Source organism: Curtobacterium sp. BH-2-1-1, from assembly GCF_001806325.1.
GTDB lineage: Bacteria > Actinomycetota > Actinomycetes > Actinomycetales > Microbacteriaceae > Curtobacterium.
In genome coordinates this window covers 2,109,079-2,132,609 of the sequence record NZ_CP017580.1, presented here as the reverse complement: position 1 = coordinate 2,132,609, position 23,531 = coordinate 2,109,079, and the positions used below count along the sequence as shown (strand labels likewise).

Below are 23,531 nucleotides of genomic sequence, written 5' to 3'. Positions count from 1 at the left end.
CCCGCAGGGAATTGACCGCCAGGGAGCGGACCGGGTCTCGCGGGACCCTCGCTGTCGTGACCGGCTCATCGCCTGTCACGGTGATGATTCGGCACCCTCGCCCAACCGGATTGGAGCGGTTCTCACGGCTTGTCGCTGGGGCGCGCTCGGGGCACGCCCGGCGTCGGTTCTGTCCACCGAGAGTGAACAGGGTCGTGTGCACGGCCGCGGTCTCGTAGAATCGATGTCGCCGGGCCGCAGCAAGCCCCGGGCTCCAACATTCGCCGCTTCGAGCGGCCTCGCGCCGAGAGGCGCTTCTGCGGCCCGGTTCTTCTCTGCGCGCTTCGTGCGTGCGTGTCGCGTGCCCGGTGGGCGTCGTCGCGTTCGGGCCTGGAGGCGCGGTGCGGGTCCGCCCCGCGGCCCGCTCAGTCCAGGCTGTCGCGGCGCCAGAGCGACGCCGCCTCGGTGAGGTCGGCCGCCAGTTCCGACAGGCGCAGCGCACGCGTCGTGAGCTCGGACGCCCGGTCCCCCGCCGTGAGGTCCGCATCGTCCGCCACCGCGGTCGCTCCCGCCGCGGTGAGCCGGCAGAACGCGGCACCGCGGTCGAGCGCCACCGCGAGGTCCCCCGTGTAGAGGCCGTGCAGGATCCGGTCGGCCAGCGTCAGGATCTCCGCCGGTCCGGTCGGCTGCTCCGCGCCCGCGACGGCCTGGTCGATCGTGCCGATCCGCTCCGTGCCGCGCGCGAAGAGGTACGCGATCTCCTCCGGGTTCTGCCGGATGACGGTGCGGACGAGGTAGATCCGCCACAGTGCGCCCGGGAGCGTGTGCGCCCCCACCCGCGCCCACAGCTCGGCGATGGCGTCGATGCCGTGCACGTCCGTGTAGGTCACCAGGCGCTCGACGACCGCCGGGTCCGGGTCCTGCCGCACGCGGTGGAGCAGGGCGTTCGCGGTCTCGTGCGCGACGCGGTTCACCACGGCCGGGTCCTCGCCGCCCTGGATCGCGGCGAACTCCTGGTCGGTGAAGTGGACGGGACGGTGGTGATCGCGAGGCACCGCGTCAGTGTAGGCACGGCCGGTGACGCGCCCGCCCTCCGTTCGCCCAGAACGCAACCGCTCCGTCGCGCGTACGGTGTCTGATCGGGAGGCGCTCCTCCCGCACGCGAAGGAAGAGGACTCCCATGAACCCCCTGCTCATCATCCTGGCCGTGATCGCGGTCATCCTGCTGTTCGTCGGTGGCTTCACCGCGAGCCTGAAGTTCCTGCTCTGGGTCGGCCTCGTGCTGCTCATCGTCGCGGTCGTGCTGTGGCTCGTCCGCACGCTCACCGGGCGTCGCAGCTGACCCGTCCCCTCGGTTCTTCCCGGAGGCCCTCACCCGCTAGCCTTGCGGGTGAGGGCCTCTAGCTCAGTTGGTAGAGCACCGGACTTTTAATCCGAGGGTCGTGGGTTCGAGCCCCACGGGGCCCACATCGTGTTCCGATGTCGCGCCCACCGAACGTGACCGTTCCTTGGCTTGGCCGGGCTTCCCGTAGGATCGTCGGCATGCGCGATCGCCCAACCGGCAGGATCGGCTCACTGGACGGACTCCGCGGCGTCGCTGCCGCCGTCGTCGTCGTCCACCACGCCTTCCTCTCGATCCCGACCCTCTCGGACGGCAACTACCGCCGCGACGTCCCCGACTGGGCGAGCTGGATGGTGTACTCCCCCGCCCACCTCGTGTGGGCCGGCAGCGAGGCCGTGTTCGTCTTCTTCGTGCTGAGCGGCTTCGTCCTGACCCTCCCGGCCCTCCGCCGATCGCAGGACTGGATCGCGTACTACCCGAGCCGGCTCGTCCGCCTCTACCTGCCGGTGGTGGCGTCGATCGCGCTCGCGCTCGTGTTCTTCTTCCTCGTGCCCCGGCAGGACCAGCCGCACCAGTCGTTCTGGATCAACCGGCACGCCGAGCCGTTCACCCTGCACGGGCTCGTGAACGACCTCACGCTCCTCGCTCCGACGCTCGTGAACAGCCCGCTCTGGTCGCTCACGTGGGAGGTCCTCTTCTCCCTGCTCCTGCCGCTCTTCGTCTCGATCGCCGCGGTGACCCGACGCTGGTGGTGGGTGACCGCCATCGTCGCCGTCTTCCTGTCGGCACTCGGCGAGTACGAGCACTCGAAGTGGCTGATGTACCTGCCGATGTTCCTGCTCGGCTCCGCGCTCGCGGCCGGCTGGGAGCGCCTGCCGGACGTCCCGACGCTGCTCGGCTGGGTCCTGCTCGTGGTGAGCCTGCTCGGCATCACCGTGAAGTGGTGGCTGCCGACGACGGCGTGGTGGTCCCCCGTGCTGCCCGCGATCATCCTCGCCTCGGCCGGCACGATCGTCGTGCTCGCCGGCAGGTGGTTGCCCGCCGAGCGCTTCCTGCTCGGCGCGATCCCCCGCGAGCTCGGACGGCTCTCGTTCAGCCTCTACCTCGTGCACGAACCCATCACGGTGTCCGTCGCGAACCTCCTCCCGCGTGCCCTGCCGTCCTGGCTGGTCCTCGTCGCGATCCCGATCGGAATCGGCGTCGCCTACGTGTTCTCGCGGCTCGTGGAACTGCCGGCGCACCGCTTGGCGAAGCACATCGCGAAGTCGCTCTCGAGCCGTCCACCCGTTCCGCAGGCTGTCTGACGGTTCAGCACCTCGCCGGGCGGGTGTCCGGGGGCACGGATGCTGAGCACCTACAATCCCGGTGTGGCTCGACGAACCGACGGCGGTGTGCCCGGCGGCTCCCGTCGGTCCACCGCGCAGACCAGGCGCCGACGAGCGGTCCCCGCGATCGCCCTCGGCGCCATGTGCCTCGGCATCGCCGGGCTGCTCGTCATGCTGCCCGCCGTGTCCGACGCCTGCCAGCCGGTGCCCGCGACGTCCGACTTCTCCGCTGAGCAGGTCGCGGACGCGATCGCCCCGGGCTCCGACGTCCTCATCGTCGGCGACTCGTACACGACGGGTCGAGGCTCCTACGACGATGTGCACGGGTGGGCGCAGGACCTCGTGTCCGAGCGGCAGTGGGACGCGACCATCAACGGCTACCCGGGCACCGGCTACGTGAACCCCGGTCGCGGTCGCTCGTCGCGCGCCGTCTACCTGTCCCGGATCGAGCAGCGGGCAGCGCTCACGCCAGACCTCGTCATCGTCCAGGGCAGCCAGAACGACTGGCTCACCGACTCCGCCACCCTCGAGAAGACCGTCGAGCGGACGCTCCGGCAGGCCGAGGTGCAGTGGCCGGACGCGGTCGTGGTGACGATCGGCCCGTCGGCACCCCAGCCGCGCGCCGAGGCCACGACGGGCATCAACGACGCGGTGGCCGCCGGCGCCAGCGCCGTGGGCGTCCCGTACATCGACGCGATCGACGGGCAGTGGTTCACCGCGATGAACAGCGGCAGCTACGCCGCGACGGACCAGCAGCACCTCAACGACGCCGGGTACCTGTACCTCGCGGGCAAGATCGACGCCGAGCTCGAGCAGCTCGCGACGCAGCCCGACGGCGAGCAGTGCCTCTGAGCACTCGACCGGGGTACAAGTCGTCCTCAGGAGCCTCAAGGTGGTTCCACTGCACAGTTCAGTCCGCGTTCAGCCGACTGTTGGGCTGCCGCCGATAGTGTCGTTCCCGGATCCGATCGACGGATCCTGCAGCACCGCACCATCGCAGAACGAACGGGGTACACCGTGATCGAGCCCATCGAAGCCACGCAGACCAGCACCACCGGTGACGCGCGCCGCATCGTCGAGCTCGCAGCAGCGACCAACACGACGATGAGCAACGAGCTCCTGCTCGACACGCTCCGCCGGAACGCCCAGGTCACGACCCGCCACATCCGCAAGGACTTCGTCGAGGTCGCGACCGGCACCGCGGTGCTCGGCTACGTCTGCCGGCAGCGCAAGGACTTCATCGCCCTCCGCGGGGACGACCCGGCGTGGGCGCACGAGGTGGGCCGCTACGCGAGCGAGTCCCTCGCGGTCGAGGCGTTGCGCATGCGTCGCGCCTGACCCTCCCGGACGAACGACGAAGGCCGCCCCACCTCGGGGCGGCCTTCGTCGTGTCCGACGCGGACCAGCCGCGGCGGTCCGGCTGTCGCCCCGCGCCCTGCCGAGTCTCGGCTCCGCGGACACCGTCGCGGCGCGGGACACGCGAAACTGTCCGCCGGGCCGAGTCTCGGCTGCGGACCGGCCGCGCCCGGGTCAGGACCAGACGCGGCGGATGCCCCAGCTGCCGGTCCAGGCCTCGTCGGGCTCGAGCCAGCGCAGCCCCTCCCCGGAGTTGAGCGCGTCGGCCGGCGCCGTCATCGGCTCCACCGCCACGGCCAGCCCGGTGCCGTCGCCACGGGGGAACTCGCGGGAGGTGAACACCTGCACGTACGCGAACGACCCGTCCTGCCAGAGTTCGACGCCGTCGCCCTCCGGCCCGTGCATCGTCGTGCGGCGGGTCCCCTCGGCGTCGGGCGTGACGTCCGTGTAGGCGGTGTCGAGGTCGGCGTCACCGGCGCGGACGCCGGAGCGCAGGTCGAACGGGGTGCCGTCGACGGCCACGGTGCCGTTCGGGATCTTCCGCTCGTCCACGGTGAACGCCGTCGCCGCGTCGAGCCGGACGACGAGGTCCTCGGCGGGGGTGTCCCCGGCGCGGAGGTACGGGTGCGCGCCGATCGCGAACGGCGCACGCACGCCGGAGCGGTTCACGACCTCGTGCGTCACTCGGATGCCGTCGTCGACGAGCTCGTGGTGCACGCGGGTCTCGAGCGTGAAGGGCCAGCCGTGCTGCGGGTGGATCGTGGCTTCCTGCACGATGCCGGACTCGGTCTGGGAGACCACGCGGTACGGCGCGAACCGGAGCAGCCCGTGCGAGGCGTTGCCGTACTTCGGCTCGGAGACGTCGAGCTGCTGCCGCTTGCCGTCGAGTTCCCACACGCCGCCGGCGACGCGGTTCGGCCACGGCGCGAGCACGATCCCGTTCGCCCCGGGCGGCTGCGACGTGACGGGGAACGGCTCGGTGAGGTCGAACCCCGCGACGCGGAGTTCCCGGATGCCGGCGGCCACCTCGGTGACGATCGCCTCGACGACCCCGTCGGGTCCGGCGTGGCGGAGGTGGTACTGGCCTCCGGTGGGGGCTGCGGTCATGAGGTACGGGTCCTTCCCGGTGCGGATGGTGCGGATCGTGCGGATCGTGCGGGTACTGCCGGCTCGTCCGCCACGACCACCTCGACGCCGGCCGCCCGGATCGGGGCGACCTGCTCCGCCGTGGTCTCGGCGGTGACGACGACGTCGATGTCCTCGAGCGCGCGGACGACCCCGATGTGGGCCCGGCCGAACTTCGACCCGTCCGCGACCACGACCGTACGCCGAGCCGCGGCAGCGAGCATCCGCTTCGCCTCGGTCTCGGGCAGGTTCACGTTGGTGAGGCCGTGCGCGACGTCGACCCCGGTGCCACCGAGGAACACGAGGTCCGCGGCGATCATCGGCAGCAGCGTGCCGTTGAACGGCGCCACGAGGGAGTGCTGCAGCGGACGGAGCGTCCCCCCGGTGACGATGACGGTGAAGCGCGGGACGGCGGCCTCGAGCACGAGCGCGGTCGTCAGCGAGTTCGTGACCACCGTGACGTCGACGAGGTCCTCGCGGGCGACCAATGCCGTCGCGACGGCGGCGGGCGTGGTGCCGACGTCGAGCACGACGCACTGCCCGGAGCGCACGAGCGCCGCCGCGGCGCGGCCGATGGCGGCCTTGGCCACCTGGTGCTCGACGGCGGTCTCCTCGAAGGGGCGCTCGGTGGAACCGACCCCGAGGCGGACGGCACCGCCGCGGACCCGCCGGATCCGCGCCTCCTGGTCGAGCAGGGAGAGGTCCTGCCGGACGGTCACCTCGCTGGTGCCCAGGGCCGCTGCCAGGGCGGCCGTTCGGACGAGTCCGGGCGCGCCCTCGACGATCGAGACGATGCGGTCCTGCCGCAGCGGCGCGGGGAGCGCGCCGGCCAGGAAGGAGAGGTCGTCGTCCGTCATGCCACCAGTTTCGCGTGCTTACGAACACTTTCGCAATGCTTCGTGGAGCCGCTAGGGTTGTGCGGTGATCACCAAGCGCGTGACGAAGCTCGCGGACGGACGCGACCTCTTCTACTTCGACGACGCCGACTCGACGCTGCCCGCAGAACGCAGCATCGACCAGCGTGTCCTCGACCCGCGGCCGGAGACGGCGCGCATGCGGCAGGACGTCCTCACGGGCGAGTGGGTGTCCATCGCGGCGAGCCGGCAGAACCGCGTGTTCCTGCCGCCAGCCGACCAGGACCCGCTCGCGCCGCAGTCGGCGGAGAACCCCTCCGAGATCCCGAGCCGGTACGACGTCGCGGTGTTCGAGAACCGATCCCCGTCCTTCGGCCCGATGCTCGCAGGACCCGACGGGGCGGACGACGCCCCGCCGTCGCTCGACTCCCTGACCGAGGTCGGGCTGAACCGGCAGTTCCGGAGCGTCGGGCGCTGCGAGGTCGTCTGCTTCTCGCCCGCGACCGAGGGCTCCTTCGCGTCGATCTCCGAGTCGCGCGCCCGCACCGTGGTCGAGGCGTGGGCGGACCGCACGGCGGCGCTGTCTGAGATGCCCGGCATCCAGCAGGTCTTCCCGTTCGAGAACCGCGGCGAGGCCATCGGCGTCACGCTCCACCACCCGCACGGGCAGATCTACGCCTACCCCTACGTCACCCCGCGCACCCAGCGCCTGCTCGAGAGCATCGAGCGGTTCGGGCCGGACCTGTTCGAGCAGCACCTCGCGAACGAGCGCGCCTCCGACCGGGTCGTCCTCGCCGGTGAGCACTTCACCGCCTTCGTCCCGTTCGCCGCGCGTTGGCCCATCGAGATCCACATGCTCCCGCACCGGCACGTCCCCGACTTCGCCGGGCTCACCGACGCCGAGAAGGACGAGCTGGCACACATGCACCTGCGGCTCACCCGCGGCATCGACAAGCTCTACGACGACCCGACGCCGTACATCGCCGCGTGGCACCAGGCGCCGGTGCACACCGGCCGCGACACCGTGCGGCTCATGCTCCAGATCACGTCCCCGCGCCGCGCGGCAGACAAGCTCAAGTTCCTGGCCGGCAGTGAAGCCGCCATGGGCGCGTGGATCGGGGACCTCGTCCCCGAGAAGGCGGCCGAGTTCATCCGAGGAGGGATCGAACGCGCATGACGTTCCAGCAGGTCTACGGGTACGAGCCCGCGGTGCGGTACTCCGCGCCCGGCCGGGTCAACCTCATCGGCGAGCACACCGACTACAACGACGGCTACGTCCTGCCCTTCGCGATCGACCGTCGCACGACCGCCTCGATCGCCCCTCGGGACGACCGGCAGCTGCGCGTCGCGTCGGCGTTCGACGCGGGCACCATCGTCGAGCTCTCCCTCGACGAGCTCGAGCCGTCGCGGATGAGCGGCTGGTCGGCGTACGTCCTCGGCATCGCGTGGGCGCTGCGTGAGCAGGCTGGCGCAGACCTCACGGACAAGACCGGCTTCGACGTCTTCATCGAGTCGGACGTCCCCGTCGGCGCGGGCCTGTCCTCGAGCGCGGCGATCGAGTGCGGCGTCGCACTCGCGTTCAACGACCTGTGGGAGCTCGGTCTGAGCCGGAAGCAGCTCGCACGCGTCGGCCAGTACTCCGAGAACCATGCCGTCGGCGCCCCCACCGGGATCATGGACCAGTCCGCGTCGCTGCTCGGCGAGCAGGACGCGGTGGTGTTCCTCGACTGCCGCACGCTCGACACCGCCGTGGTCGACCTGGCGCTCGAGGCGAACGGGCTCGAGGTCCTCGTCGTCGACACCCGCGTCGAGCACGCGCACGCCACCGGCGGCTACAAGGCCCGTCGCGAGTCGTGCGAGCACGGTGCGGCCGTGATGGGCGTCGAGGCGCTCCGCGACCTGTCGGTCGACGACCTGCCCCGCGCGCAGGAACTCCTCGACGACGAGACCTTCCGCCGTGTCCGGCACGTCGTGACCGAGGACCAGCGCGTCCTCGACACCGTCCGCACGCTGCGCGAGCACGGGCCGCGGGCGATCGGGTCCCTGCTGGTCGCATCGCACGAGTCGATGCGGGACGACTTCGAGATCTCGGTGCCGGAGCTCGACCTCGCGGTCGCGACCGCGATGGAGCACGGTGCGGTGGGCGCGCGGATGACCGGTGGCGGCTTCGGTGGTGCGGCGATCGCGTTGGTCGACCAGGAGGCGCGGCAGACGATCGCAGACGCGGTCACCGCCGCCTTCGCCGCGGCCGGGTACCGCGAGCCGACGGTGTTCACGGTGCACGCCGCGCAGGGCGCCCGGCGCGACTGACGCGCCGGGTCCCGCCGGCCGCCCGGCCGGGGGCCGCGGGTCAGCGGGTCGCGTGCCCCGTGGTGACGGTCACGCCGCCCCACGGGAAGCCGTGCGGGTGCAGGACCTCGTGGTCGATCTGGTCCATCACGACGTGCCCCTGCCAGACGGTGTAGATCAGCACGCCGACCACGACGACCACCGGGACGGCCAGGTACGCCGCGAACCGGACGACGTCGCCGAGCGATCGCTTGCCGTACCGCGCGAGCATCGGAGGCAGGAACACCCCGACGACGACCACGAGGAGCAGGACGGCGATCGCGGCCGGCGCCGTGTGTCCCTCGACGTTCACGGTGGGCGGCGCACTCGACAGTGGGTTGCCGGCGTTGTCGATCCAGTGCCCGTCGCCGTCCGTCCCGCCGTACTCCGACGAGGCGGACCACATCGTGAGCGTCGGGTACGACAGGAGCGCGACGGCCCCGATCAGCACGAGGCCCCGCGCTCGCGGTCGCAGCTGCCGTCCGGCGTGCGCCATCACGGGCGCGGTCTGCACGTTCTCCCCCATGTGCGAGACCGGAGCACCGCGGTCGACGCTCACGGCGCGCCCTCGAGTCGCTGGATCGACCACGAGACGTCACCGATCGTGAACGGGTGCAGGTCGCCGTGCGCGACGGCCCAGTACACCCACTGCCACTGCACGATGAACAGCACCCACACCAGCACGGTCACCCCGACCACCCCGGCCAGACCGAGCGCGAGCACGCGGTCCTGGTCCCACCGTGCGGCACCGCGCCGAGCGACCCCGACGACGAAGCCGGCCACCGCGAAGCCGACCGTGAGGAGCACCCACCCGATCCACGGCCGGGCCTCGAACTGCACGAAGCCGAGTTCGTGCACGTCCGTGCTGCCGGGCAGCCGCGGCTGAGCGGACCAGTTCTGTCCGAGGACCTGCAGGAACAGGCACAGCAGCGTGATCCCGACGAGCTTGCGGGCGTCCTTCGTGAAGAGCGACTCGCGTGCCCGGGGCTCCGCGGCGGAGGTGGTCATGCTCGAACGGTAGCGCGGTGCCGGCCGCGGCAGAAGCGCCCGTCCGGGGCACGCCCCGGGCCCGGCCACCTCGGACCCGCGCGGACGTGGCGGCGGCGACCCGCGCCTCCCGACCGTGCTTCGTGAGCAGAAATGGTCGGGTTCCACGACGGGACCCGACCATTTCTGCTCACGAAGCAAGCCGTGCGCTAGTGCAGGTGGCGCTCGGCGGCCTCGACCACGTTCTTCATCAGCATCGCGCGGGTCATCGGGCCGACACCGCCGGGCGTCGGCGACAGGAAGCCCGCCACCGAGGCGACCGCGGGGTCGACGTCACCCCGGAGGCGAGCCTTGCCCGTGTCCGGGGAGACCACGCGACTGATGCCGACGTCGATGACCGCGGCACCGGGCTTCACCCAGTCCGGCTGCACGAGCCCCGCGACACCGGCCGCGGCGACGATGATGTCCGCGCGGCGGCACTCGGCGGCGACGTCCTCGGTGAGGGAGTGGGTGAGGGTCGCCGTGGCCTCGAGCCGGGTGAGGAGCAGCCCGAGCGGACGACCGACCGTGAGCCCCTGGCCGATGATCGTGACGTGCTGGCCACGGATCGGGACGTCGTACGCCTCGAGCATCGCGACGATGCCGCGCGGGGTGCACGGCAAGGGTGCGTCGATCGTGCCGGCACCGCCCGGGACGGCGAGCACGAGCTCACCGAGGTTGGTCGGGTGCAGGCCGTCGGCGTCCTTCGCCGGGTTCATCAGCTCGAGCATCGGGATCGGGTCGATCCCCTGCGGCAGCGGGAGCTGCACGATGAACGCGGTGACCCGGGGGTCGTCGTTCATCTGCAGGATCGCTGCCCGGATGTCGGCGGCCGACGCGGTCTCGGGCAGGTCGATGCGGACCGAGTCGAGCCCGATCTGCGCCGAGTCGCGGTGCTTGCCCGCGACGTAGGACACCGAGCCCGCGTTCTGGCCGACCATGATCGTGCCGAGCCCGGGGCGGAACCCGTGGTCGTGCAGCCGGTCGATGCGGACCTTCAGGTCGTCGAGCGTGCGGGCGGCGAGGGCGGTGCCGTCGATGCGGACGGCACTGCCCTCACCCGCCCAGCGCTCGCGCGGCAGCGGCGCGGGCGACGGGGCGGCGCCGCTCACGCGTAGAGCGGGAACGCGTCGGTCAGGGCCTTCACCCGGGCCGAGAGCGCGTCGATGTCGGGGTTCGGCATGAGGGTCAGCGCGATGATGTCCGCGACCTCGGTGAACTCCGCGTCGCCGAAGCCACGGGTGGCCAGCGCCGAGGTGCCGATGCGGACACCCGAGGTGACCATCGGCGGGCGCGGGTCGAACGGCACGGAGTTGCGGTTTACGGTGATGCCGACCTCGTGCAGGAGGTCCTCGGCCTGCTTGCCGTCGACCTCGGACGTGCGGAGGTCCACGAGCACGAGGTGCACGTCGGTGCCACCGGTGAGGACGTCGATGCCCGCAGCCTTCGCGTCGTCGGCCGTCAGCCGTGCGGCGAGCGCCTGTGCACCGCGGATCGTGCGCTCCTGGCGCTCCTTGAACTCCGGGGTGGCGGCGAGCAGGAACGCGGTGGCCTTGGCGGCGATCACGTGCATGAGCGGACCGCCCTGCTGGCCCGGGAACACGGCCGAGTTGAGCTTCTTGAAGAGCGACTCGTCGCTCGACAGGATGATGCCGGAGCGGGGGCCGCCGAGGGTCTTGTGCACCGTCGAGGACACCACGTGGGCGTGCGGCACCGGGGACGGGTGCAGGCCGGCGGCCACGAGACCGGCGAAGTGCGCCATGTCCACCCAGAGCTTCGCGCCGACCTCGTCCGCGATCTCGCGGAACTTCGCGAAGTCGAGCTGGCGCGGGTAGGCCGACCAACCAGCGATGAGGACCTTCGGCTGGTGCTCGATGGCCTTCGCGCGGATGTCGTCGTAGTCGACCTCGAACGTCTCGGGGTCGACGCCGTACGCGACGGCGTTGTAGATGCGGCCGGAGAAGTTGAGCTTCATGCCGTGGGTCAGGTGACCGCCGTGCGCGAGCTCGAGGCCGAGGATGGTGTCGCCGGCGGACGCGATGGCGTGCAGGACGGCCGCGTTCGCGGTCGCACCCGAGTGTGGCTGGACGTTGGCGTACTCGGCGCCGAAGAGGGCCTTCGCGCGGTCGATGGCGAGCTGCTCGGCGACGTCGACGTACTCGCAGCCGCCGTAGTAGCGCTTGCCCGGGTAGCCCTCGGCGTACTTGTTGGTGAGCACGGAGCCCTGCGACTCGAGGACGGCGCGCGGCACGAAGTTCTCCGACGCGATCATCTCGAGGGTGTCGCGCTGGCGGCCGAGCTCCTGCTCGAGGACGCGGGCGATCTCGGGGTCGACCTCGTTCAGCGGGGCGTTGAAGGCGGTGTTGGTGGCTGCGGGGGGCAGATCGGTGATGGACACGGGACTCCTCGTTGTCTGTTCCGTCGCGCACGAGCACGACGAGGTGGACGGGTGGGCGCGGCCCAGGCGTACGGCCGCGCACCGTGTCAGGTGTCGCTCCCCGATGGTGACCCATCCAACGCCAGTCGCGACCCCCCGATCGTACCGAGCGAGCAGGTTCGTGTCACCCTGGGTGCATGACCCTGTTGACGCCCGACGTGGACGAGCGCACCGACGCCCGCACGAGCGTGCGACCGGACACGCCGTGGGTCGCCGTCGTGTGGGACGACCCGGTGAACCTCATGTCCTACGTGACCTACGTCTTCCAGCAGCACTTCGGCTTCCCGCGGGCGAAGGCGGAGCGACTCATGCGCCAGGTGAACGACGAGGGACGCGCGATCGTGGCGACCGGCCCCCGCGAAGCGATGGAGGCCCACGTCGAGGCCATGTACGGCTACGGGCTGCAGGCCTCGGTGGACAGGGCGCCCGCTCCGTGATCCCGTTCGTCCGCCGTGCCGACGGCGTGCACCTCGCCATGTCCTCCGGCGAGCGCGGCGTGCTCACGTCGCTGACCGAGCAGCTGCAGCAGGTGCTCGACGGGGACCTCGCATCCGACCCGGTCGCGGCGCGGATGTTCCCGGACGCCTACCGCGACGACGCCGAGGCGAGCGCGGAGTTCCGGCGGTGGACCGAGTCGGACCTGGTGGCGAGGAAGACCGAGAACGCCCGGGCCGTGCACGCGTGGCTCACCGGGGCACGGGACGGCGCCTTCGAGACCTCGGACGAGCAGGCCTGGCTGCGCTGCCTGACGGACCTGCGGCTGACGATCGCGGACCGGCTGGGGATCGTGGACTCCGCCACGGAGGAGCAGTCGTACACCGCCGACGCGGGCGTCGGCCTCCGGGACGTCTACGACTGGCTCGGGTACGTGCAGGAGCACCTGGTCGAGACCCTGACCGGTCCGCGGTGAGCGTCGCCTTCCGCCCCGTCGACGGTGACACCCTGGAGGCGCTGCTCGCCTTCTCGACGGACGAACCGGTCGCGTGGATCGGTGCGGACCGGTACCGGGCCGAGTCCGCCACGGGCAACTACCGCCCGGAGTGGTCGTGGCTGGCCCTGCGGGACGGTCGTCCCGTCGGCCGTGCGCTCTGGTGGGGCGGCGCGGACGCCACGGCACCGTCGACACTCGACGACCTGCTGGTCGCGCCGGGGTCGTCCGACCCCGACGAGCGCCGGGAGATCGCCGCCGGACTCATCGCCGCCGGGGCCGCCGCGTTCGGTTCGCTGCCGGAGTGGATCGTCGACGTCGCGGTGGACTGGCACACGGACGACGACGCCGTCGCGGCCGTGCGGTGGCGGACGGCAGCGGCCCGTGCCGCCGGACTCGGACGGATGACCGAGCGGGTCAGCGTCGCGCTCGAACAGCCGGGCGCTCCCGCGACGGGGTCGGTGTCGACGCCGGCCCTGCGGTTCCGCGGTGGCGACGACGCCGAGTTCGTGGACCTCTTCGCGCGCGTCGCGGTCGGGAGCCTCGACGCCCACACGCTGGCCTCCGTCGCCGAACTGGGCTCGCGGGGCGCGGCCGCCGACGACCTCGCGTTCTACCGGTCGCTGCCCGGATCACGGGACGGGTGGCGGATCGCCCTCGACGCGGAGGGGCTCGTCGTCGGCTTCGTCATCGCGACCCGGACGGCGTACGACGCGGCCGTCAGCTCCATCGGCGTCCTGCCGCAGCACCGGGGGCGCGGCATCGTCGACGGACTGCTGGCCGAGGCGGTCCGGGTGCACGCCGCTGCCGGTGCACCGCGGGTGGTCGGGACGACGGACGCGACGAACACCCCGATGCGTCGGGCGTTCGAGCGTGCGGGGTTCGTGGTGACGAAGCGGCGGATCGTCTTCGAGCCCTGATTTCAGAAGGCAGCCTTGCAAGTTCGCCTGTCGAAGTAGTACCGTGACGGTATGGAATCGGACGGCGACGGCTCGGACGTGCTCGCCGGTGCGCTGCTGACGCTGTACGGCAAGATCCGCCGCACGACCCTGGTCGGCAAGGTCGACGACGTCACGGCCTCGCAGTCCGCCGCACTCGGGCGGCTCGTCCGCGACGGTGCGACCACGACGGCCGAACTCGCCCGCGCCGAGGGCGTCCGGCCGCAGTCGATGGGCGCGACCGTCCAGGCGCTCGAGGACCTCGGCCTCGTCACCCGCACGCAGGACCCGACCGACGGGCGCCGGACCATCGTCGCCGCGACCGACGCCGGCCGCACCGCCCGCGACGAGTCCCACCGCACCCGGACCCGCCTGCTCGCCGAGCGCCTCGCGACGCTCGACCCCGACGACCGTGCCACGGTCGCCCGCTCCCTCCGCATCCTCGAACCCCTCGTCGAACCGTGACCACCAGGAGGGGCGACCCGCGTCGACCGACGCGAGCCGCGCCTCCTGGCCGTCACGACGCGACCCCCTCGCAAAGGCAGCCGACCACGTCCACCGCAACCGCCCCCACACCCGTCTCCCCGTCGACCGGCCCCGGCGGCAGCGGCTTCGGCCCGAAACTCCTCGTGCCGGTCCTGGTCGGACCGCTGCTCAACCCGATCAACACGACGATGGTGTCGGTCGCCCTCGCGCCGATCTCCCGCGACCTCGGGATCGGTGCCGCGCAGGCGATCTGGCTCGTCGCGGCGCTGTACCTCGCGAGCGCCATCGCGCAGCCGACGATGGGCAAGCTCGCCGACCGGTTCGGACCGAAGAAGGTGTTCCTGACCGGACTCGTCATCGTCGGGATCGCCGGGATCGTGCCCGAGTTCCTGACCGGCTTCGGTGGCGCGGTGTTCGCGCGCGTGCTGATCGGCATCGGGACCTCGTCGGCGTACCCGGCCGCGCTGACGACCCTGCGCCAGCACTCCGCCCGCATCGGGAAGCCCACCCCGCCGCTCGTGCTCGGTGCGCTGTCGATCACGTCGCTCGTGTCCGCCGCCGCAGGGCCGCCCCTCGGTGGAGCGCTCATCGCCGCGTTCGGGTGGCACGCGATCTTCCTCGTGAACGTCCCGCTCGCCGCCTTCGGGATCGTCGTCTCCGCGCTGTGGCTGCCGTCCGACAGGCTCCGGCCGCGGACCGACGAGGACCTGCCCGTCCTCACCGCGCTCGACCCGTTCGGGATGCTGCTCATGACCGGCTTCGTGTCGGCGCTCCTCGTGTTCCTGCTCGACCTGTCCGCCGGACTCTGGTGGCTGCTCGGCACGGCAGTCGTGCTGCTCGTCGCGCTCGTGCTCTGGGAGCTCCGCGCCGTGCGGCCCTTCGTCGACGTGCGGATGCTCGCCCGGAACGGTGCCCTCTCGCGCACGTACATGCGGCTCTTCCTCGTGTACCTGCTGGCGTACACGATGACCTACGGCTTCTCGCAGTGGGTGCAGGACGTCGCGGGGTACTCGAGCGACGTCGCCGGGTACATGCAGCTGCCCGCGGCGATCGTCGCCGGGGTCGCGTCGTTCCTCATCGCCCGGAAGACCGCCGTGCGGGGGCCGCTCATCGTCGCGGCCGTGGTGCCGATCGTCGGCGGGCTGCTCCTCCTGCTGCTCCACACCGGGTCGCCGGTGTTCCTGCTCGTCCTCGCGCCGGCGCTGTTCGGCGTGCCGCAGGCCCTGGCGTCCGTGTCGAACCAGGCGGCGCTCTACCGGGTCGTGCCGGCGGAGTACATCGGGACCGCGGCGGGGCTGTCCCGGACGAGCGTGTACATCGGGGCGATCGGGGCGTCCTCGCTGATCGGCGGGGTGTTCGGCCAGGCCCCGACGACGCCGGACCTGCACGTGCTGGCGTGGGTGATCGTGGGGGTCGCGGTGCTGTTGAGCGTCCTGACGATCGCCGACCGGGCGTTGTCGCGGCCGCTCCCGCGCTGACCGCACGGCGGGGGCGGCGCCGAGCGCGGCGCGCCGCGGCGCGGCGGGCCGGCGCCGGGCGCGGCGCGCCCGCCTGGCCGGCCGCCGGCCAGACGTGCGCACAACCAAAGACACGTCGAACCGCGCGATCGTCCGGTTCGACGTGACTTTGGTTGTGCGCCGCCCGCCGGAGCCGCGGGGCGCGGCGCCGCGCCCGCACGCCGCGCGCCGCGCCCGCGCGCGACCGGCGGCGGGCCGCAGGCCGACCGGCGGGGCCGCGCCGCGCCTCCCGACAGCCCGATCCCGGTACCCTGATCCGGTGACCGACCCGACCGCCCCGAGCGAGCAGACCCCCACGCACTGGACCCTCACGCTGGTCTGCGACGACCAGCCCGGGATCGTGCACGCCGTCTCCGGAGCCGTCGTCGCCGCGAGCGGGAACATCACCGAGTCACAGCAGTTCTCGAGCGTCGACACGAACACGTTCTTCATGCGCCTCCAGGTCATGGCCCCCGTCGACCGCTCCACGTTCGAGACCGCGCTCGCCCCCGTCGCCGAGCGCTACGACGCCCGCGTCCAGCTCGACGTCGTCGGCCGGCCGCTGCGCACCCTCGTCCTCGTGTCGAAGGCCGGACACTGCCTGAACGACCTGCTGTACCGGCAGCGCGGCGGACAGCTCCCGATCGAGGTGCCGCTCGTGCTCTCGAACCACGCGGACCTCTCCGAGCTCGCGTCGTTCTACTCCGTGCCGTTCGAGCACCGGCCGGTGACGGACGCCGCGAGCAAGCAGGAGATGGAGCGCCGGGTGCTGCAGGCGGTCGAGGAGCACGACATCGAGCTCGTCGTCCTCGCCCGGTACATGCAGATCCTCTCGCCGGAGCTGTGCGCCGCACTCGAGGGTCGCGCGGTGAACATCCACCACTCGTTCCTGCCGGGCTTCAAGGGCGCCAACCCCTACCGGCAGGCGCACGCCCGCGGGGTCAAGCTCATCGGTGCCACGGCGCACTTCGTGACGAGCGACCTCGACGAGGGCCCGATCATCGAGCAGAACGTCGTCCGCGTGGACCACACGAAGGACCCCGCCGAGCTGGTCTCGATCGGCCAGGACGAAGAGTCCCGCACGCTCACCCAGGCGGTGCGCTGGATCGCCGAGGACCGTGTCCTCCTCGACGGCGCCCGCACCATTATCTTCAAGTAGGCACCGCATGTCAGCACCGCAGTCCCCCGTCGATTGGGGCGACACCCCGGACCCGCACGCCATCCGCCCCCGGAGGCTCGACGGCTGGACGGTGCTCCGCATCCTGGTGTGCGCCTTCGGCCTGGTCTCGTTGGCGTACTGGGGCTACATCGCGTGGCCGTTCCCGATGCCCGGCATCCTGTTCATGATCGGCGCGCCGGTGTTCGCCGCGGTGGTCTGGTACCTGTTCCGGTCGCAAGCGTCGCCGATCGAGACGGACATCGTCGGCAAGACCATCGTCGAGGTCGCCCTCGTGATCGCGGCCGGCGGGTGCTGGATCTCGATCGGGCACCCGGTGGTGGGGCTGGTCTTCATCCTCGTGGCAGCCCTGTCGGGAGTGGTGCAGTTCCGCAAGGAGACCCGGTGAACGTCGGCGGCTCCGGCGGCCAGGAGGCGCGGCGCACCCTGATCCGCTCGGCCCACGTGGTCGACGCGGCCGGCTCCACCGCGGACGGCTGGGTCCTCGTCGTCGGTGACACGATCCACGCGGTCGGTGCCGGCCCCGAGGCACCGGCGGCGACCTCGGTGCACGAGGTCGTGGACCTCGGCGACGCCGTCCTGACGCCCGGCTTCATCGACCTGCACGGCCACGGCGGCGGCGGCACCGCGTACGAGGACGACTCGATCGCAGCCGCGCTCGAGGTCCACCGCTCGCACGGCACGACCCGCTCGGTCCTGTCCCTCGTCGCGAACCCGGTGCCCGCGCTGACCGCCTCGCTCGACCGCATCCGCACGGTGATGGCCGACGACCCGCTCGTGCTCGGCGTCCACCTCGAGGGCCCCTTCCTCTCCCCGCACAACAAGGGTGCCCACAACGAGTCGTTCCTGGTCGACCCGGCGCCCGGTCCGGTCGCGGACCTGCTCGAGGCCGGCGAGGACGTCGTGCGCCAGGTCACCATCGCGCCGGAGCTCGCCGGCGCCCTCGACGCGACCGAACGGTTCGTCGCCGCGGGCGTCACCGTCGCCGTCGGCCACACGGTCGGCACGTACGACCAGGCCCGGGCAGCGTTCGACGCCGGCGCGACCCTGCTCACGCACGCGTTCAACGCCATGCCGGGCATCCACCACCGGGCTCCCGGGCCGATCGCGGCCGCCGTGGCCGACGACCGCGTGACGCTCGAGCTCATCCTCGACGGCGTGCACGTGCACCCGTCCGTGGCGTCGATGCTGCTGCGTGCGGCACCGGGCCGTGTCGCCCTCATCACCGACGCCATGGGCGCTGCCGGTGCGGTCGACGGCTCGTACACGCTCGGTTCCCTCGCCGTGACCGTGACGGACGGGATCGCGCACGTCACGGGGACGGACACCATCGCGGGGTCGACCCTGACCCAGGACGTCGCGCTGCGGAACGCGGTGACCCTCGCGGGACAGACGCTGCCGGACGCCGTGGCGGCGCTGACCAGCGTGCCGGCGGCGGCGCTGGGGCTCGGCGACCGGCTGGGTCGGCTCGCACCGGGGTACGCCGCCGACCTCGTGGCGTTGTCGCCGTCGTTCGAGGTCCGCCGCGTCTGGGGTGCCGGGCGGCCGCTCCGCTGATCGCCGCGGCGCCTACCGGTCGACCGGCCGTCCCCGCACCCCGCTCGCCCAGGACGTGTCCGCCGTGGCCCCGACCCGCAGCGACAGCGTCCCACCGCGGGTCACGAACGACGCCGGCACCCAGGACTTCTCGAGCGTCCGGCCGTCCAGGCGTGCACCGCGGACATACGGCTCCGTGCCGGAGGACCGGACGACGATCCGCTCCCCGCTCGACCGCCGGATGTCGACCGTGCTGAACGTCGGGCTGCCGATGAGCATCTCCGCCCGCCCCGGCGTCTGCGGGAACAACCCGATCGACGCGAAGACGTACCAGGCGCTCATCGTGCCGAGGTCATCGTTGCCCGGCAGCCCGCTCGGCCCGGTCGTGTAGGCGTCGTCGACGACCCGACGCACGGTCTCCTGCGTCTTCCACGGCTTGCCGAGCGCGTTGTACATCCACGGCGTGTGGATGTCGGGCTCGTTGGTCGGGTCGAACTTCGTGGGGTCACCACCGGTCACCGCGAACGCGCCGGAGCTGTCGTGGAAGAAGGCGTCCAGGCGAGCCGCAGCGGCATCGTCTCCGCCCAGCGCGGTCGACAGCCCGTGCACGTCCTGCGGCACGAGCCACGTGTACTGCGCACTCGTCCCCTGCGCGAACCCGGTGCCGGTCGAGGGCGACCAGTTCGGCCACGATCCGTCGGCCTGGCGAGCCGCCTGGTACCCGACGGCCGGGTTGAACGTGTTCTTCCAGTAGGTCCCGCGCTCCGCGAACATCCGGGCGTCCGAGCGCAGCCCCAGCGACGAGGCCCAGTACCCGAGCGCACTGTCGGAGATCGAGTCCTCGAGGGTCTCGGCAGCGCCACCCCAGCACGAGCAGTCGTCGTTCGCCGCGTACTGCCGCTGCAGGTACTCGTCGAGCGCCGGCCGTTGCGCCAGACACTGGCCCGGGCACCCGATGTCGCTCTCGGCGTCGGCGTTCTCGACGGTCGCCTGGTGCTTCAGTGAGGCGTAGGCGGCTCGCACGTCGAAGTTCCGGACCCCCATCGCGTACCAGGTGGCGAGCGTCGCAGCCGAGGGGTCACCCGTCATCACGTGCGTCGGCGCCCCGAGGTGGAGCCACCGGTCCCACACCCCGCCGTTCTGCTGGGCGAACCGCAGCATCGACTGCGCCATGTCGCCGGCGACGTCCGGCCGGAGCAGTGCGAGCAGTTGGATCTGCGCCCGGTACTGGTCCCACCCGGAGTACGTGCCGTAGACGGCCCGGTGTCCCCGGTCCATCCGGTGCACCCGCTGGTCCGGCCCCAGGTAGCGGCCGTCGCGGTCGTTCAACGTGTTCGGCTGCATGAGTGCGTGGTAGACGGACGTGTACAGCTGGGTGGTGCGGTCCGCGGTGCCGCCTCCGACGCGTAGACGCGACAGTTCGCGGTTCCAGGAGGCCCGGGTGCCGGCCGCCACGCTGGCGACGGTCGAGCGCGGGGTCACCTCGCCGTCGCGGTTCGCGACGGCTCCTGCGGCGCTCACGTACGAGATGCCGATCTTCGCGTGCACCGTCGCACCGCGACGCGCGTCGAACCCGACCCACGCGCCGGAGCCGCGTCCGGCACGGTCGGCGCCGGTCAGGTACCCCTCCCCGCCGGAGGAGGACGTGCCTCCTGGCTGGACCGTGCCGTCCCGCCAGGTGCCGGTGCTCGTGAACGCCCGGTCGAAGGTCGCCGTGAAGAACAGGCGGTAGTAGCTGCGGCGGTCGGGGTTCGTGGCCCCGCCCCCGTTCGCACGGCGGCTGCAGAAGCCGCCGGTCAGGACGCTGCCGCTGACCGTGCGGGTCCGTGCGTCGACGCGGGTGGTGGCCGCCTCGCTGCCGTTGATCGAGTTCGACGTGCGGAAGAGCAGGTTCGCGTCCTTGCCGGCCGGGAACGCGAACTCGCCGACGCCGGCACGCGTGGTGACGGCGAGGTCGGTGCGGACGCCGTTGTCGAGGCGGACCGTGTAGCGACCGGGGCTCGCCGACTCGTCGTCGTGCGAGTAGCCGGCGGCGTAGACCGCGTCGGTGAGGTCGGACGACGGCGAGGTCGTGACCGGTGTGGTGACGGGCATGATCGGCACGTCACCGGCGGCCCCCGGCGCGCAGCCCGCACCGTTGAGGTGCGTCAGGCTGAACCCCCGCAGTCGGTCGACGTCGTACGAGTAGCCGTTCGCGACCGGGGTCGAGGTCTGGTCGCCCGCGGTGCCGGTGGGGCTCCACTGGAGCATGCCGAACGGAGCGGTCGCGCCGGGCCAGGTGTTGCCGTCGCCGCTCGTGCCGATGAACGGGTCGACGTACCGGGCGGGGTCGGAGACGGTCCGGGCCGCCTGCCCTGCCTGCCCGGTCGGCGAGGCGACCGCCGGTGCGGCGACCATCCCCGTCCCGAGCAGCGCGGCGATCGTGGCCACCGCGGCGAGCGGCAGCGGGCGGAGGAGCGGGCGACGGTGCACGCGGGAACGGTTCACGCCCGCGACGCTAGACCCCTCGGACGGGGGACGCGCGATCGGTCACCGAGCGCTCTCCTGCTGTTCATGCAGGCCGACGTCGGCGTCCGGGCGCAGGTGGTGTCCTTCGCGGGCGCGAGCGGACCGTACACCCTCGCCGACGTCGACTGAGGTCCAGATCACACCCTCCGCTGCGAGGATGGCCCCATGAGCGTCATGGTCTCCCTCTTCGATGCGCACCGCACCCGCACCAGCGAGAAGTACACGGCCTACCCGCCGGACGTGCTGCCGATGTTCGTCGCGGAGATGGACAGCATGCTCGCCGAACCCGTGCGGGACGCCCTCGTGGCCGCGGTCACGAACGGCGACACCGGGTACGTCGGGCACGGGCGGGCGCTCCCCGAGGCGTTCGCCGACTTCGCCGAGGCCCGCTGGTCGTGGCGCCTCGACCCGGACCTCGTGCGGACCACCACGGACGTCTCGGTGGCTGCGGTGGAGACGCTCCGCCGGGTCATCGAGCCCGGGGGCCAGGTCGTCATCATGCCGCCCGTGTACCCGCCGTTCTGGGAGTACGTCGCCGAGGCCGGCGGCTCCGTGACCGAGGTCCCGCTGCTCGCACCCGAGGGCACCGCGGACCCGTTCGACACGACGGCCGGGTGGCGGATGGACCGCGACGGGATCGGCCGGGCGTTCGCGGACGGGGCCCGCACGGTGCTGCTCTGCAACCCGCACAACCCCCTCGGACTCGTCCACACCCGCGAGGACCTCGCCGCCCTCGCCCGACTCGCCGCCGAGTGGGACGCCGTGGTCGTCTCGGACGAGATCCACGCGCCGCTCGTGCACGCGGACGCGACGTTCACGCCCTTCCTCGACTCCTGCCCCGAGGCAGCGGAGCTCGGGGTCACCCTGACGAGCGCGAGCAAGGCGTGGAACCTCGCGGGGACGAAGTGCGCCCTGATGGTCGGCGCCTCCGAGCGTGCTCGCGCCTGGTTCGACGGCATGCCCGGCGAGGTCGTCGAGCGCACCGGGATCCTCGGGTACACCGCGAGCGTGGCGGCGTTCAGCGAGGGCGGACCCTGGCTCGCGTCGCTGCTGACCGAGCTCGCTGCGAACCGCCGCACCCTGGCCGAGCGACTCGGTGACGTGCTGCCCGGCACCGGGTACCGGCAGCCACAGGCGTCCTACCTGGCGTGGCTCGACCTGCGGGCGCTCCCGTGGGGTGACGACCCCGCAGCCCTGCTCGTCGACGAGGCGAAGGTCGCGCTCGGCAGCGGACCGGACTTCGGACGCCAGGGGGCCGGGTTCGCGCGACTCAACTTCGGGTGCTCGGCGGAGACCCTCGACGACGGACTCAGCCGCCTGCACACCGCGTTCGAACGACGTGCAGGCGGCTGATCCGCGGCCCTACTCGAACAGCTGCCAGGCCGGCTTGTTCGCGTACGTGTACGTGTAGTAATCGGCGAGCTTGAGGCCCGCCGCGGCTTCTTCGTCGACGACGACGGTGGCGTGCTCGTGCAGCTGCAGCGCGGACCCGGGGACGAACGACGACAGCGGCCCCTCGACCGCGGCGGCCACGGCGTCGGCCTTCGACGAGCCCTGGGCGACGAGGACGAGCTCACGGGCCTCGAGGATGGTGCCGAGCCCCTGCGTCATGCAGTGCGTCGGGACCTGGTCGAGGCTGTCGAAGAACCGGGCGTTGGCCTCGCGCGTGGACGGGGCGAGGGTCTTGATGCGGGTGCGGGACGCGAACGACGACGTCGGCTCGTTGAACCCGATGTGCCCGTTCGCGCCGATACCGAGGATCTGCACGTCGACCCCGCCGGCGGCACGGATCGCGGCGTCGTACTCCTTCGCCGCGAACTCGAGGTCGGACGCGCGGCCGTCCGGGACCCGCACGCGGGAGGGCTCGAACCCGAGCGGCTCGATGACGTCGCGCTGGATCACCGAGGCGTACGACTCGGGGTGCTCGAGCGGGATGCCGACGTACTCGTCGAGGGCGAACGCGCGGGCCTCGGCGAACGAGATCCCCCCCGCGTCGACACGACGCTGCAGGTCGGCGTAGATGCCCTGCGGGCTGGACCCGGTGGCGACACCGATGACGGCGGACGGCTTCTTCGCGATGACGGAGGCGATCTTGGCCGCGGCGACGCGACCGACCTCAGCCGGCGTGGGCAGGATGATGATCTCCACGGTGACAGCCTACTGGTCATGACCAGTCCGCGACAGGGTCCCGTGTCGGTAGCGTGGCGGCATGCCCACGCCTGACTTCGTCCTGTCCCTCCGATCGAGGATCGGGAACGAGCCGCTCTGGCTCACCGGGGTCACCGCCGTCGTGACGCGCGGCGAGGGCCCGGACCGTGAGCTCCTCGTCGTGCGCCGGGCCGACAACCACGCGTTCACGCCGGTCACCGGCATCGTCGACCCCGGCGAGGAACCCGCGGTCGCCGCCGAACGCGAGGTCCTCGAGGAAGCCGACGTCGTCGCCGTCGCCGAGCGCCTCGCGTGGGTGCAGGTGCTGCCGGAGATGACGTACCCGAACGGCGACCGGGCGCAGTACCTCGACCTGGTGTTCGCCTGCCGGTACGTCTCCGGGGATCCCTTCCCCGCCGACGGCGAGAACACCGAGGCCTTCTGGGCGCGGCTCGACGCGCTGCCGGAGATGCCCGCGACCATGCGGGCACGGATCGAGGCGGCCCTGTCCGACGACCCGGCCGCGCGCTTCCAGCGCTGAC

At 72.2% G+C, this 23,531-nt stretch carries 25 protein-coding genes, 1 tRNA gene and 1 riboswitch; of the genes, 17 read left to right on the top strand and 9 right to left on the bottom strand.

The features are described 5' to 3' along the window. Nucleotides 1-404: 404 nt before the first annotated feature. A complete protein-coding gene (locus BJK06_RS10130; protein WP_070417785.1) occupies nucleotides 405-1,034 on the bottom strand; it encodes a DNA-directed RNA polymerase subunit beta in 630 nt (209 codons plus the stop codon). Between the two features lie 125 nt (nucleotides 1,035-1,159). Here BJK06_RS10130 and BJK06_RS18845 point away from each other — a divergent pair, with 125 nt between their 5' ends. The 5 genes from BJK06_RS18845 to BJK06_RS10110 all read left to right on the top strand — a co-directional run bounded on the left by BJK06_RS18845 (nucleotide 1,160) and on the right by BJK06_RS10110 (nucleotide 3,984). Beyond that, on the top strand, nucleotides 1,160-1,321 hold the full coding sequence (locus BJK06_RS18845; RefSeq protein ID WP_175473634.1) for a hypothetical protein: 162 nt from the start codon (nucleotides 1,160-1,162) through the stop codon (nucleotides 1,319-1,321). A gap of 52 nt (nucleotides 1,322-1,373) precedes the next feature. Then, a tRNA-Lys gene (locus BJK06_RS10125) sits at nucleotides 1,374-1,446 on the top strand. A gap of 75 nt (nucleotides 1,447-1,521) precedes the next feature. Beyond that, a complete protein-coding gene (locus BJK06_RS10120; protein ID WP_070417784.1) occupies nucleotides 1,522-2,625 on the top strand; it encodes an acyltransferase in 1,104 nt (367 codons plus the stop codon). Nucleotides 2,626-2,688: 63 nt separating this feature from the next. After that, nucleotides 2,689-3,498, top strand: a complete 810-nt coding sequence (locus tag BJK06_RS10115; protein ID WP_181015088.1) for an SGNH/GDSL hydrolase family protein — start codon at nucleotides 2,689-2,691, stop codon at nucleotides 3,496-3,498. Nucleotides 3,499-3,663: 165 nt separating this feature from the next. Continuing rightward, nucleotides 3,664-3,984: a hypothetical protein gene (locus tag BJK06_RS10110; protein ID WP_070417782.1), complete on the top strand. Its 321-nt coding sequence runs from the start codon at nucleotides 3,664-3,666 to the stop codon at nucleotides 3,982-3,984. Nucleotides 3,985-4,176: 192 nt separating this feature from the next. Here the strand turns inward: BJK06_RS10110 and BJK06_RS10105 are convergent, their stop codons facing one another. Both BJK06_RS10105 and BJK06_RS10100 read right to left on the bottom strand, forming a co-directional pair. Beyond that, nucleotides 4,177-5,109, bottom strand: a complete 933-nt coding sequence (locus BJK06_RS10105; RefSeq protein ID WP_070417781.1) for an aldose 1-epimerase family protein — start codon at nucleotides 5,107-5,109, stop codon at nucleotides 4,177-4,179. Beyond that, a complete protein-coding gene (locus tag BJK06_RS10100; RefSeq protein ID WP_070417780.1) occupies nucleotides 5,106-5,984 on the bottom strand; it encodes a DeoR/GlpR family DNA-binding transcription regulator in 879 nt (292 codons plus the stop codon). Before BJK06_RS10100 ends, BJK06_RS10105 begins: the two co-directional genes overlap by 4 nt. A gap of 64 nt (nucleotides 5,985-6,048) precedes the next feature. Between BJK06_RS10100 and galT the strand changes: the two genes are divergently transcribed. Both galT and galK read left to right on the top strand, forming a co-directional pair. Then, nucleotides 6,049-7,158: a galactose-1-phosphate uridylyltransferase gene (gene galT / locus BJK06_RS10095; protein WP_070417779.1), complete on the top strand. Its 1,110-nt coding sequence runs from the start codon at nucleotides 6,049-6,051 to the stop codon at nucleotides 7,156-7,158. Then, entirely contained in the window at nucleotides 7,155-8,291 is a 1,137-nt protein-coding gene (gene galK / locus BJK06_RS10090) for a galactokinase (protein WP_070417778.1), read from the top strand. Before galT ends, galK begins: the two co-directional genes overlap by 4 nt. A gap of 40 nt (nucleotides 8,292-8,331) precedes the next feature. Here the strand turns inward: galK and BJK06_RS10085 are convergent, their stop codons facing one another. The 4 genes from BJK06_RS10085 to glyA form a co-directional block, all read right to left on the bottom strand. Beyond that, on the bottom strand, nucleotides 8,332-8,868 hold the full coding sequence (locus BJK06_RS10085; RefSeq protein WP_070417777.1) for a hypothetical protein: 537 nt from the start codon (nucleotides 8,866-8,868) through the stop codon (nucleotides 8,332-8,334). Then, nucleotides 8,865-9,317 (bottom strand): hypothetical protein, encoded by a 453-nt coding sequence (locus tag BJK06_RS10080; protein WP_070417776.1) that lies wholly within the window; start codon nucleotides 9,315-9,317, stop codon nucleotides 8,865-8,867. Before BJK06_RS10080 ends, BJK06_RS10085 begins: the two co-directional genes overlap by 4 nt. A gap of 188 nt (nucleotides 9,318-9,505) precedes the next feature. After that, on the bottom strand, nucleotides 9,506-10,417 hold the full coding sequence (locus BJK06_RS10075; protein ID WP_070419370.1) for a tetrahydrofolate dehydrogenase/cyclohydrolase catalytic domain-containing protein: 912 nt from the start codon (nucleotides 10,415-10,417) through the stop codon (nucleotides 9,506-9,508). Between the two features lie 26 nt (nucleotides 10,418-10,443). After that, nucleotides 10,444-11,727 carry a serine hydroxymethyltransferase gene (glyA, locus tag BJK06_RS10070; protein ID WP_308447487.1) on the bottom strand — a complete coding sequence of 428 codons (1,284 nt, stop codon included), beginning with the start codon at nucleotides 11,725-11,727 and terminating at the stop codon, nucleotides 10,444-10,446. 59 nt (nucleotides 11,728-11,786) lie between these two features. Next, a riboswitch (ZMP/ZTP riboswitch) is annotated at nucleotides 11,787-11,872 on the bottom strand. A 37-nt stretch (nucleotides 11,873-11,909) separates the two neighbouring features. Here glyA and clpS point away from each other — a divergent pair. The 8 genes from clpS (at nucleotide 11,910) to nagA (ending at nucleotide 18,354) form a co-directional block, all read left to right on the top strand. Continuing rightward, nucleotides 11,910-12,209, top strand: coding sequence for an ATP-dependent Clp protease adapter ClpS (gene clpS, locus BJK06_RS10065; protein WP_070417775.1), 300 nt, complete (start codon nucleotides 11,910-11,912; stop codon nucleotides 12,207-12,209). Next, the gene (locus BJK06_RS10060) at nucleotides 12,206-12,682 is read left to right on the top strand and encodes a DUF2017 family protein (protein WP_070417774.1); all 477 of its coding nucleotides are present in this window, start codon (nucleotides 12,206-12,208) and stop codon (nucleotides 12,680-12,682) included. Before clpS ends, BJK06_RS10060 begins: the two co-directional genes overlap by 4 nt. Then, entirely contained in the window at nucleotides 12,679-13,620 is a 942-nt protein-coding gene (locus BJK06_RS10055; protein WP_083295176.1) for a GNAT family N-acetyltransferase, read from the top strand. The genes BJK06_RS10060 and BJK06_RS10055 overlap by 4 nt, the downstream gene beginning before the upstream one ends. A gap of 51 nt (nucleotides 13,621-13,671) precedes the next feature. Beyond that, a complete protein-coding gene (locus tag BJK06_RS10050; RefSeq protein ID WP_070417773.1) occupies nucleotides 13,672-14,103 on the top strand; it encodes a MarR family winged helix-turn-helix transcriptional regulator in 432 nt (143 codons plus the stop codon). A gap of 164 nt (nucleotides 14,104-14,267) precedes the next feature. Then, nucleotides 14,268-15,602, top strand: coding sequence for an MFS transporter (locus tag BJK06_RS10045; protein WP_083295175.1), 1,335 nt, complete (start codon nucleotides 14,268-14,270; stop codon nucleotides 15,600-15,602). Between the two features lie 298 nt (nucleotides 15,603-15,900). After that, a complete protein-coding gene (gene purU / locus BJK06_RS10040; protein WP_070417772.1) occupies nucleotides 15,901-16,779 on the top strand; it encodes a formyltetrahydrofolate deformylase in 879 nt (292 codons plus the stop codon). Between the two features lie 7 nt (nucleotides 16,780-16,786). Next, nucleotides 16,787-17,185 (top strand): YrdB family protein, encoded by a 399-nt coding sequence (locus tag BJK06_RS10035; protein ID WP_083295174.1) that lies wholly within the window; start codon nucleotides 16,787-16,789, stop codon nucleotides 17,183-17,185. Continuing rightward, entirely contained in the window at nucleotides 17,182-18,354 is a 1,173-nt protein-coding gene (gene nagA, locus BJK06_RS10030; RefSeq protein ID WP_258027615.1) for an N-acetylglucosamine-6-phosphate deacetylase, read from the top strand. Before BJK06_RS10035 ends, nagA begins: the two co-directional genes overlap by 4 nt. Nucleotides 18,355-18,366: 12 nt before the next feature. On the opposite strand, the gene BJK06_RS10025 is transcribed toward nagA, so the two are convergent. Continuing rightward, nucleotides 18,367-20,820, bottom strand: a complete 2,454-nt coding sequence (locus tag BJK06_RS10025) for a GH92 family glycosyl hydrolase (RefSeq protein ID WP_258027614.1) — start codon at nucleotides 20,818-20,820, stop codon at nucleotides 18,367-18,369. A 186-nt stretch (nucleotides 20,821-21,006) separates the two neighbouring features. On the opposite strand from BJK06_RS10025, the gene BJK06_RS10020 reads away from it, so the two are divergent. Next, nucleotides 21,007-22,194, top strand: coding sequence for a MalY/PatB family protein (locus BJK06_RS10020; RefSeq protein WP_070417770.1), 1,188 nt, complete (start codon nucleotides 21,007-21,009; stop codon nucleotides 22,192-22,194). 9 nt (nucleotides 22,195-22,203) lie between these two features. Here BJK06_RS10020 and nagB read toward each other — a convergent pair whose 3' ends face one another. Then, nucleotides 22,204-22,989 (bottom strand): glucosamine-6-phosphate deaminase, encoded by a 786-nt coding sequence (gene nagB / locus BJK06_RS10015; RefSeq protein ID WP_070417769.1) that lies wholly within the window; start codon nucleotides 22,987-22,989, stop codon nucleotides 22,204-22,206. Between the two features lie 61 nt (nucleotides 22,990-23,050). On the opposite strand from nagB, the gene BJK06_RS10010 reads away from it, so the two are divergent. Continuing rightward, a complete protein-coding gene (locus tag BJK06_RS10010; protein ID WP_070417768.1) occupies nucleotides 23,051-23,530 on the top strand; it encodes an NUDIX domain-containing protein in 480 nt (159 codons plus the stop codon). The last annotated feature ends 1 nt before the right edge of the window (nucleotide 23,531 follow it).